The sequence below is a fragment of the Bradyrhizobium sp. genome (assembly GCF_016462955.1).
Taxonomy (GTDB): Bacteria; Pseudomonadota; Alphaproteobacteria; order Rhizobiales; family Xanthobacteraceae; genus Bradyrhizobium.
Genome location: NZ_JAEMSD010000235.1, coordinates 1 through 10,179 on the forward strand (window position 1 = coordinate 1; position 10,179 = coordinate 10,179).

A 10,179-nucleotide genomic window follows, 5' to 3' on the forward strand; every position below is an offset into this window, starting at 1 on the left:
CACATTTCGCTGCGCTCCATGTGAGCCGACCCTCCCCCTCCAGGGGAGGGTAAGACACGCGCGAAAGGGCCGCAGCGCCGCACTGGCGATTCGTCAGTATCGTTGTTACATTGCCCGAGCGAGGCTGCGACGTGCGTCAGGAGCCATATATCCCCGGGGCCTTATCGATCCTTTAGGGAACTGTCCCTGGCCGGGCCCGTGGGCCCGGACATATGGTGCCCACCTACTTTCGTAGGGAACTCCGGGATCGAGTGCTTCAACGGCGTCCGCGGCTTCGCACTGTTATGTGTTTGGTTTGTGCTTGTTGAACAACTGCGGCCAGTTCTAGGTGTCATTCCCCGCGCATGCGGGGAATCCAGTACGCCGCGGCTTTTGTGTGAATTCACCACTGTCTCTGGGATACTGGATCGTCCGCATGCGCGGGTGATGACGGCGGAGCAAGGCTCCGCGTTCGGAGCAAGCGCACATGTCCGCCTCCAAAGCCGAACTCCGCGCCAAGGCCCTCGCCAAGCGCGATGCGCTCAGCGACAAGAAGCGCAGCGCCGCCGCCGCAAAGCTCGCCAAGCGCGGACTGCCGTTCGAGCTGCTGCCCGGCAGCATCGTCTCCGGCTATTCGCCGATCCGCAGCGAGATCGATCCGATGCCACTGCTCGCGAGGCTCGCGGAGGTGGGGGCCAGGCTCGCGCTGCCTTGCATCACCGCGCGCGGCCAGTCGCTGATCTTCCGTCTCTTCCATCCGAACGATCGTCTCATGCTCGGTCCGCTCGGCATTCCCGAGCCGTCGCCCGCTGCCGCCGAAGTCATCCCCGACATCATGCTGACGCCGCTCGCCGCCTTCGACCGTCTCGGCCATCGCATCGGTTATGGCGCCGGACATTACGATTTCACCTTCGCGCATTTGCGCAAGACCAAGCAGATCGTCGGCATCGGGCTCGCTTTCGCGGTGCAGGAGATCGAGGCGGTTCCGGCACTAGCCCACGACGTGCCACTGGATTTTGTGCTAACGGAATCGGACGTGTTCGATTTCCGGAGTTCTGACGTTGCGCATTCTGTTCGTGGGTGATGTGGTCGGCCGAGCGGGCCGCGATGCCATCGCCGAATATCTGCCCGGCCTGGTCAAGGACTGGTCGCTCGATCTCGTCGTGGTCAACGGCGAGAATTCGGCCGGCGGCTTCGGCATCACGGAAACGATCTACCAGGAATTCCTCGAGGCCGGCGCCGACGCTGTGACGCTCGGCAATCACTCCTGGGACCAGCGCGAGGCGCTGGTGTTCATCGAGCGCGCCGACCGCCTCGTGCGCCCGGCGAACTATCCCCGCGGCACGCCCGGCCGCGGTGCCGCCCTGGTCGAGACCAAGAACGGCAAGCACGCGCTCGTCGTCAACGCTTTGGGCCGCGTCTTCATGACCCCGTTCGACGATCCCTTCGCCGCGCTGGAGCGCGAACTCGGGGCCTGCCCGCTCGGCGTCGCCGCCGATGCCATCGTCGTCGATGTCCATTGCGAGGCGTCGAGCGAGAAGCAGGGCCTCGGCTTCTTCTGCGACGGCCGCGCCAGCCTCGTCGTCGGCACCCACACCCACGTGCCGACCGCCGATCACCAGATCCTGTCAGGCGGCACCGCCTACATGACCGACGCCGGCATGACAGGCGACTACGATTCCATCATCGGCATGCAGAAGGAAGAACCGTTGCGGAGGTTCACCTCAGGGATTCCGTCGGGACGTTTCGAGCCGGCCGCCGGCGCCGCGACGCTCAGCGGCGTTGCCGTGGAGACGGATGACGCGACGGGACTCGCGCTCCGCATCGCACCGGTGCGGATGGGCGGAAGGCTGGAGCCGGCGACGCCGAAATTCTGGTTGAGCTGAAGTGCGAAGCCAAATCACCCGGTGTTGCCCCGGAAGCTCAGTTCGATATGTCCACGTGAGATGTCGGGCCTATGGTTTGTCGGCGAGATCGGCTAAGCGGCCACGCTGCTATTTTGTGATCCGCCGGGTTGATGCGACAGTTCTAGTCGGCGCTATCGGCGACATTGAGAACGTCAGCCAAGTGTTCCAGCCGGCCGGCCGATTCTCCGCAGCGAACTCGCCATATCCCTTCAGATTCAAATACCCCTGCATATCGCCTACCGGAAATAGAAAGCCAATCTGCGGACCTACTGCGAAGACTCGGGACCGAAAGCCGCCTAGAGCGGGATGCTGGCCGAAGTCATCAGTTATCTGCTGATAGGCATAACCCACGAGTCCGACCAAAGTTTGCTTCGACAGAAACTGCGAGACTCCCCAGTCAACGTGAAGGTCGATGCCGTTCTGGTATTGCGTATCCAGGTTCTTGAAATTGTAGGTGAGGCCCGCCACCACCGAAAACTCGCGGCCTGTTTGCGGATTGAAGTAGGTGTAGCCGGCGCCGCCGTCGATGGCGCCATGCCCGATGCCGAGATTGGCGAGACGGGACGAACTGTTAGCGCCGATGGGAACATCTCCAGTTACGTAAGTCATAAAGTTATGGACGCCTGCATTCCACTTGAGCGTCGCCTGCGGGTAGATATCCCCGACTGACGTGATCGAGTCGCCGAAGCTGCCCGTGCGCGTCACGGCCAGGGGGCCGACAGTTGCGGTGAGCGTTCCTGCGAGATCAGCGCTCGATCGTCCGAACAGTCCTGTCACTCCGATGGCCAGTTGCCCGCCCAGCACGGGGGTTGCGAATGTGTATGTAGGATTGAGCAGGACGAGATCTCCCCGCCCATTAAGTCGCAAGTTCAGATCAACGTTTACTGTTGCGGGAATTCTGCCGACGTGAATTTCCCTTGCGGCAGCCGCGGTGCCGAATGCACTTACGCTGGTGTGGTAGTAGACCGCTGCCATTGACCAGCCGGGGGCTTGAGGGGTGGCGGCAAGGCTGCTGAAGCGGCCAGGGAGCCAATAGGAAACGCCACCTTCGTCGGCGTAAGCGGTGGCAGCAGGCACCGACAGCGTCACGACTGCCGAGGCAATGGCTGCATTCCTGAACGCAGAAGAGAGAGACGGCTTTGTCGCGCTCCGTCCAACGCGCTGTTTTCCTTTTCCGAGGTCAAGTGCCGACATCATGGCCTCCTGCGTCGCGAATACCGTGTCATTCGCCCCAGAACCCCCAAAGCGAGTACAGCGTGCTGTGGGGATCTGCGAGCGACCTAGCAATCATGCCGGCGCCTGCGCGCCGGCGTGATTGCCTGCTCTAGGCTCCGACTTTTCTGGCGGCCGGGACCGTCCATGTGCCGTTGAGGATCGAGGGGTCCGTCTCCTGGGGCCAGTACATACGCAACATGAGGATGAAATCTCCTTCAGGCGCTGGTAGCCAGTTCGACTCCTTCTCTTTGCCGGGAGAGTCCTTCTGGATGTACAGATCAGTTGATCCGTCCGGATTCTCCTTCAAGTCTTCTCGAGCGCTGACGGAGTACCTGTTGAGCGGGTTCTTCACGAAGAAATAGTTGCTGTCGTACATCGTAAGCGACCAGAATCCCTCCGCTGGGGGCAAGTGACCTTTCGGAAATCGCATCACGTACTTGTTCGCGCCGCTGTACTTGTGACCGTCGGCGTCTTTTTGCGAGGTCGGATAGACAGCATCCTGCGGCCGGTTGGCACCAAGTCCGATAGCGGTTACCAAAGCCCGCATCAAATAGTCGGTGCCGTAGATGCCGGTCTTGGTCGTGAACGCGAACCCATTCTCGTCTTTGATGGCCTTGTTGATTTTGAACTGAAGCATGATCCGGTCGAACGACACCTCCGGCAGGCGTCTCAGGAAGTCTGCCTTCAGCTTACTCTCATCAAAATCCTGCCCTGGGACGATGCCGATGCGGGCAAACTTCGCAAGTTGAGGCGCGTCCGCGGCGTAGGGCGGATTAGTCTTCATGAGCTCGCAAAGCAGCTTGAAATATGACACCGCGTCCATGCGATTGACCTGCTCGCGGACCGCCGTCTTCATATCGATCGTTGGATCCACCTTCCCTGGGGTGGGCGTGTAGGCTTTGCCATAAGCGCTGAGTGGAACGAGCTTGCATTCGTCTTGCAGTTTGTGCACCGCGGCGTAATCATCCGGCGTGCCGGTGCAATAGATGCGCCCGAGCAGCCACACGATATTGGTGGCCGATTTGTACTCCTTGACACCCGCCGGCAGCGTGCCCTTCCAACCCGGCCCCGTGATCGCGTAGGTCTGCGCCCCGGTGCCGGTGGTGCGCTTGCCCGGCACGTGAAACACGGTGGTCCAGCCGTCCAGCATCGGCATCAGGAAATAGCGGCCCTTCATGTCCGGAATGCTGAGTATCCACGGCTCCTTTCCGACGTCGAAGAAGGATGTCGTGTACAAGGTGTCGGCATTCGGCGCCGTCACATCCCTGAAGGAGGCATCGGGATACTGGCGCAGCTTGATGATGTGTCCCATCGGACCGCGCGTGCCGACGGGCTCGGCGACATTCGTGATGATCCGCCGGGTCATCTCCATCGTCACCAGCGGGTAGCCAAAGATGTAGGCGTCGCTGGCCAGCCAGAAATCCTCCAGGCCTTGTCCCACTCCGAAAAATGAATCCTGGGCAAGAGCCGGTCGTGTGGCGGCGGCTCCCGCGAGCAGCCCCATTCCGCCAAATGCAAGGGATCGACGGGTGATGTTCATCGCTAATCTCCTTCCTATAGAAAACCGGTCACGTGGATTCGCAGTTCACGCCTTTGTAACGGAGCCACTCGGGCGAACGGCTCAATAGCAGGGCGGATAGGGGTAGTAGCCGCAGCGCGGTGAGTAATAGGGATACGCCGCAGCCCCGGCCACAGCAGCGGCGCCTGCAACGGCAGCGCCGCGGTAGAACGCTCCGCGCCAGGCGGTGCGGCGAGCGACGCCGGCGAACGACAACGGCGTCAACGGACGGCCAATGATGTCGATAAAGACAGATGCCGGCCCGTCCGCCCCGGCGAGATCACCTTCGAGGATATCGACGTCGAAGGTCAGCTTATCACCTTCAAGCTTGGGGGATTTCAACACGACGACAGCATCCAACACCGACGATCCGTCTTTCTTGAATCCTGACACCGTGGCGTTGGGCGGGTCCTTAGCGAAGTTGTCGCTGCCATTGCCCCAGTCCTCGACAATCCGGGAGGTCAGATCATGCCCGGCGGCACGAACCGGCCGGTCGGCAAACACGATCGCATTCGGAGAAATCGCACTCAGCACCAGCTTACCCTCTTTCAGGCTCACGCCGCGCGAGTTGAGGACGAAAAGGGATGGAACCACTTCCGGCTTGGCCTGGCCGATTGATTTCTCAAGCGGAATGTGCGGCTTGGGTTCGGCCGGAGATTGAGCAAGAAGCTTGTGCGGAATTGCCACTAAACCAACGGCGTAGACCGCGATCAAGGCAAGGCGGATTGTCATGATGGTCTCTCCTTTGCAGGCTGGCTGTTTTTCCTCGAGCAGCACGCTTGGGAAGCGATAAATGCGTCGCTAGTGCCGGCGGCATCTCTGCATTTCGCGCCAGATCACGCGGCGCGTCTTGCCATTTCGCGCCAATCGTCAGGAATCATTCAGCGGGTTGGTGGGGCGAGAACGCGGGCGGACGAGCGACCGATCATGCCTGCGGCCACGTTGCTGCCGCCGATAAACGATCGGTTGAATTTTCATCAAACGCACGAAAGCGCGGCTGAAGCTGCTCGCGTTCTTGTATCCAAGAGATTCTGCAACATCCGACAAGCGCTTACTCGTATCCGCCAGCAGACGGCAGGCAATCTCAAGTCGGACTTCGTCGAGCATCTTGCTGTGGCTCGTGCCCATTCGTTCGAGATGACGCTGCAATGTGCGCCCGCTAATTCTGAGCGCATGCGCTGTGCTATCGAGGGTTGCGTCACCGTGCCGCAGCGATGCAACGATGGCGGTGCGGACCGCCGTGGATGAAGGCAAGCGGACGGCTCTCATCGTTTGACGTCAGGCCTGAAGCCTATGCTCCTACAGCGGAAAATCGATTCATAGGATTAGGGAAGCTGAGAGGCGCATCTGGCCATTGGGCGCCAAAATGTTCGTCGAATGGAATGAACTGAGACTGCGATGCTCTGGAGGCATAGCCAGGCGACAAAAAGCACGCAAAGAGCCATGCAGTCCTGATAATCTAAGCGTGTGACAGGCGTCGGCGCTCCCTGTTTAGGGAGTTGTCGTCCTGCGACGCCGCTCGTGCGCTGAATTAAGTGATCGAGACGCACCAATGCCAAAGATTCATTTGACGCGTTGTCAGCACCTCAGTCCATTCACTGACATTTTGGATAATCTCGGTGCGCCAACCGGTTCGTTACTGGAAAAATATCGGTTGCCCGCTTCTCTGCAGGAAAAGGCCGATCATTACGTGCCGATTTTGCCTGCGATCGAATTTGCGGAGTTTGCCAGCCGGTCGCAAGGTATTGAAGATTTCGGATTCCATGCTGCTAAGTCGCTCCATTTCGGGCACCTTAGCGAGAAGACCCGGTATCTAATCAGTCATTCTCCGACTTTGCTCGTTGCGCTGCACGAGGCTTGTAGATTGGCTTCGCTCGAAGATTCGAACTTGAGCAACTGGGTAGAGCGCCACGGCGACCATGTTCGCTACTGCAGCAAGCTGGCCGGCACTGCCGGACTTCAGCATCTCGAGCATTCTCAGTGGCTTCAGAACGTTTTCCCGATTTACATCGTCCGGCAATTCGCCGGACCGGACTGGGCTCCGGCAACTATCGCTTTTGAGGCGCGGTACACGCCGGGTCTGGCATGTCGGTCTTTCTGGCCGACGTCCCAATTCCTGTCTGGTCAAGATGCTTCGTGGATCGACATACCTGCTTCACTCCTGGGCCTTCCTAACAGATCGGATCGAGCTCCTTCACATCCAAAGAGCGATCTTGTCGAACGTTCGAACTTTGACTTCATCCACGCACTTAAGCTGATGCTTCCATCCTACATTGACGAGCGGACTCCGGCGCTGGCGGAAGTCGCGGAGATGGCGGGGGTCAGCGCACGCAGTCTTCAACGCAAGCTTTCTCGCGCAGGCATGACATATTCGGGGCTGCTGGATACAGTGAGATTTGAGAATGCAAGAAAGCTTTTGCGAGATACGGATTCAAAGATCATCGAGATTGCGTTTGCCTCGGGCTACGGAGATCCCGCCCATTTTTCCCGTGCATTCCGCAGGGTTGCAGGCCTGACGCCCGGGCAATTCCGCGAGCAATGCAGGCCTCGATAGTCGAGATGTCACTCGCTGCATAATGTCCGGGCAGGATCGTTTGCAGACGTTCCCAGCCGGGCAGGCCACGTCTGCTCGTCCCTTGAAAACGGGCAGTCTCCAACTATGAGTGTGCGCCTTGGCCCGCAATTGCGAACGAGGGGCCAGAACCCATGATCCCAAGCGCGTAGTTGCTTCGCAAAGCTCGTCACTCCGCGTTTTCGCCAACCGATGCTGTGGCGTATGGGTCTCGGATCTGCACTTTGCTTGTCCGTGGCGGCGGCGGAGCTCGTCGCGCGCAATCATGTGTCAATCTCAGGTGACCGCGCCCCGCGCCGCGACTGGCCAGAGTGCCTCCACGCGGGCGTCCGGTGTGTTGAAGCCGCGCACGCCGACATACCAGTCGTAGAGGTTGACGGTCGGGTCGCAATGGCCGGGGATCAGCGTCACCTTGTCGCCGATCGCCAGTCGCGACGAAGCGCTGCCGAAGTCGAGCACGCCATGCTCATCCGAGGGCCTGTGATAGCGCAGGTCGGGGCGGCCCAGCACGGTTGGAAAGCCGCTGTCGTTCGACAGGGCCTTGTGGCCGGCATCGATGACCGCGCGTTCGCCGGAGGCGGTGCTCATCACGGTCGCGAGCACGAACAGCGCATGCTCGAACGGGCTGGCGTTGCGTGCCCCGTCGGCGAGGTTCTTGGCGTAGTCGGCGTCCATGAAAATATAGGAGCCGGCCTGCAATTCGTTCCAGATGCCGCTCGCGCCTTCGATCTCGAATGTGCCGGTTCCCGCACCTCCAATCGTCCGGCACTGAAAGCCCGCGTCCTCGAGGACGCGCAGTGTCTCCGCGGTCGCATTCGCGGCACCGGCGATGGCAGCGCGCCGCTCCTCCGGCGTGCGCAGATGCTGGGCGGAGCCGTGATAGGCCTGCAGGCCGCCGAACGACAGGAAGCGTGACGCCGCCACCTGCCGCGCCAGGGTGGCCGCCGCCGGCCCAGGCCTGACACCGCAGCGACCGGCGCCGACGTCGATCTCGACCAGGACTTCGATTTGCGATCCTGCCTGCTCCGCGGCGTGCGACAGTTGCTCGACCATGATCGCATCGTCTACGCAAACGCTGATGCGTGCGTGGCGCGCAAGTCCTGCGAGCCGTTCCAGCTTCCGCTGGCCAACCACCTCATTGCTGACGAGCACGTCGCTCACCCCGCCCGCGACCAGGATCTCGGCCTCGGCGACCTTCTGGCAGCACATGCCGATTGCGCCGCGCGCGATCTGCTTGGCCGCAATGATTGGTGATTTGTGGGTCTTCGCATGCGGACGCAAGCGAACGCCGAGCTTGCTCACCGCCGCCGCCATGGTGTCGAGATTGCGCTCGAAGGCGTCGAGGTCGATGATCAGCGCCGGTGTATCGATCTCGGAAAGCGGCGCGCCGATTTGGGCGGGTGGACAGGACATCGAAAACCAGTTTTGTGTTCGGGTTCGCGCCCCGAATGCGCGGCGGCATGTCTACGGCAACGTCGGCCGCTGCACCAGTGCGGGCGGCTTGTGGGGCTCGGCAGGCGGCGGAGAGACCCGCACGCCAGACTTCGGAATAATAGCATTCTACCCCTGTTTTGCCCGACGAGTCAAAACACCGGCGCCTTCCTGCCTAAGCCATTGATTCCGCGCACCCCGGCTACTGTGCATGGGGTTGTTTTCGACCTTTTTATTTTGGAGACGCCCTCGCGCCCCGTCAGCCCTGCCGAAAGCCCATCCGGAAGGCGCCCCAGTGCCTGCCGCGGATCATGATCGGCGAGGACAGGTCCTTCATCAGCACGAACTGGCCGCCGCCCATGTCGCGGCGGTAGGTCTGGAGCAGGAACGGCCTGGTGCTGCCGGCGACCTTCTTCACGGTGCGGTCGGTGAACAGGCGGCGGTTGCGGCAATTGGCGTTGTTCCAGACGGGGTCCTTGCCCTGCGGCAGGCGGTAGTTCGGGTTGTGTGTCGGCAGATAGCCGCTCTTCGCCCAGGCGACGCAGTAGACGATGCGCGGATCCGATGTCTGGATCGGATCCTGGATCGGGGGCAGCACGCGGTCGGTGAACTCGACGTAGCCAGTGAGGTGCTGTTTCGGATCGGTGCCGGGAATCTCGCGGTAGGTCTCGTCCATGAGCTGGTTCAGCGTGATCTCGCCGCGATCGATCGCAGCCTCGAACTCCGTCGAGATCCGCCTTGCGGTGTCGACGACGATCCGTATCAGCGGGGTGTCCGACGTCTCCACGCCGCTGTCGGCGATCAGCGCGATCAGGCCTTCGGAAGCGTCGAGCAGCTTCGCTACCCGCTCGTCGGCGCTTCGGAGATCGCGCGAGGAGAGGTCGACGCCCTTGGCGAGTTCGTTGAGCTCGCTGATCACGGTGTCGCAGTGGCCGAGATTGGAGGTGGCCGCGCGGGCGACGCCGTCGATCTCCGCTTCGACGGAGGCAAAGCCCCGCTGGACGCGCGAGATGATGCCGGAGATCGCTTGCGCGCCTTCGCCGGCGGTCTTGGCGCGCTGCGAGGCATCGCTGCTCTCGCCGATCAGGCCTTCGATCTGGCCGTCGAGATCCCGCACGGTGTCTGAGATCTCGTGCGTGGCCTGGCGGGTGGCTTCGGCGAGGTTCTTCACTTCGCTCGCGACCACGGCGAAGCCGCGGCCGGCATTGCCGGCGCGCGCGGCTTCGATGGTGGCGTTCAGCGCGAGCAGATTGGTCTGCTTGGCGATCGCTTCGATCGAGCCGGAGACCTTCGCCACCTGTGCCAGCGCCGAGCCGACGGCGGACAAGCGCGCCTCGATCCGCTCCACGGCGGCGACGAGCTCGGAGATGTGGCTGACCGCGGTATCGACGGCGCTGCGTGACTGCGCGATCTCACCGACCGCGGCGGACGTGGTCGTCTGCACCGCTTGCGAGGCGTTGGCGATGTCGTGGTTGGCCGAGACCATCGTCTCGGCCGTCTTCTGGAGGTGGTGGAAT

9 protein-coding genes and 1 other RNA gene are annotated in these 10,179 nt (G+C 61.7%); 4 read left to right on the top strand and 6 right to left on the bottom strand.

The annotated features are described in order from the left end of the window. Positions 1-118: 118 nt before the first annotated feature. The 3 genes from ssrS to JHD07_RS22335 all read left to right on the top strand — a co-directional run bounded on the left by ssrS (position 119) and on the right by JHD07_RS22335 (position 1,865). A non-coding RNA gene (ssrS, locus tag JHD07_RS22325) (6S RNA) lies at positions 119-279 on the top strand. Positions 280-466: 187 nt separating this feature from the next. Next, complete coding sequence (locus JHD07_RS22330) at positions 467-1,063, top strand: 5-formyltetrahydrofolate cyclo-ligase (RefSeq protein WP_291625849.1); 597 nt, start codon at positions 467-469, stop codon at positions 1,061-1,063. Continuing rightward, entirely contained in the window at positions 1,041-1,865 is an 825-nt protein-coding gene (locus tag JHD07_RS22335; protein ID WP_291625851.1) for a TIGR00282 family metallophosphoesterase, read from the top strand. The genes JHD07_RS22330 and JHD07_RS22335 overlap by 23 nt, the downstream gene beginning before the upstream one ends. A 108-nt stretch (positions 1,866-1,973) precedes the next feature. Here JHD07_RS22335 and JHD07_RS22340 read toward each other — a convergent pair whose 3' ends face one another. From JHD07_RS22340 to JHD07_RS39840, 4 genes are all read right to left on the bottom strand, one after another. Beyond that, the gene (locus JHD07_RS22340) at positions 1,974-3,080 is read right to left on the bottom strand and encodes a transporter (protein ID WP_291625853.1); all 1,107 of its coding nucleotides are present in this window, start codon (positions 3,078-3,080) and stop codon (positions 1,974-1,976) included. Positions 3,081-3,210: 130 nt separating this feature from the next. Further along, positions 3,211-4,641 carry a DUF1254 domain-containing protein gene (locus tag JHD07_RS22345; protein WP_291625855.1) on the bottom strand — a complete coding sequence of 477 codons (1,431 nt, stop codon included), beginning with the start codon at positions 4,639-4,641 and terminating at the stop codon, positions 3,211-3,213. Positions 4,642-4,722: 81 nt separating this feature from the next. Next, positions 4,723-5,373, bottom strand: coding sequence for a hypothetical protein (locus JHD07_RS22350; RefSeq protein ID WP_291625862.1), 651 nt, complete (start codon positions 5,371-5,373; stop codon positions 4,723-4,725). 156 nt (positions 5,374-5,529) lie between these two features. Further along, positions 5,530-5,928, bottom strand: a complete 399-nt coding sequence (locus JHD07_RS39840; protein ID WP_366865003.1) for an AraC family transcriptional regulator — start codon at positions 5,926-5,928, stop codon at positions 5,530-5,532. Between the two features lie 283 nt (positions 5,929-6,211). On the opposite strand from JHD07_RS39840, the gene JHD07_RS22360 reads away from it, so the two are divergent. Beyond that, a complete protein-coding gene (locus JHD07_RS22360) occupies positions 6,212-7,213 on the top strand; it encodes an AraC family transcriptional regulator (RefSeq protein ID WP_291625857.1) in 1,002 nt (333 codons plus the stop codon). 294 nt (positions 7,214-7,507) lie between these two features. Here JHD07_RS22360 and JHD07_RS22365 read toward each other — a convergent pair whose 3' ends face one another. Beyond that, the gene (locus tag JHD07_RS22365; protein WP_291625858.1) at positions 7,508-8,644 is read right to left on the bottom strand and encodes a DSD1 family PLP-dependent enzyme; all 1,137 of its coding nucleotides are present in this window, start codon (positions 8,642-8,644) and stop codon (positions 7,508-7,510) included. Between the two features lie 277 nt (positions 8,645-8,921). Then, positions 8,922-10,179, bottom strand: a 1,258-nt coding sequence (locus JHD07_RS22370) for a methyl-accepting chemotaxis protein (protein ID WP_291625860.1), incomplete at its 5' end; no start/stop codon positions are given.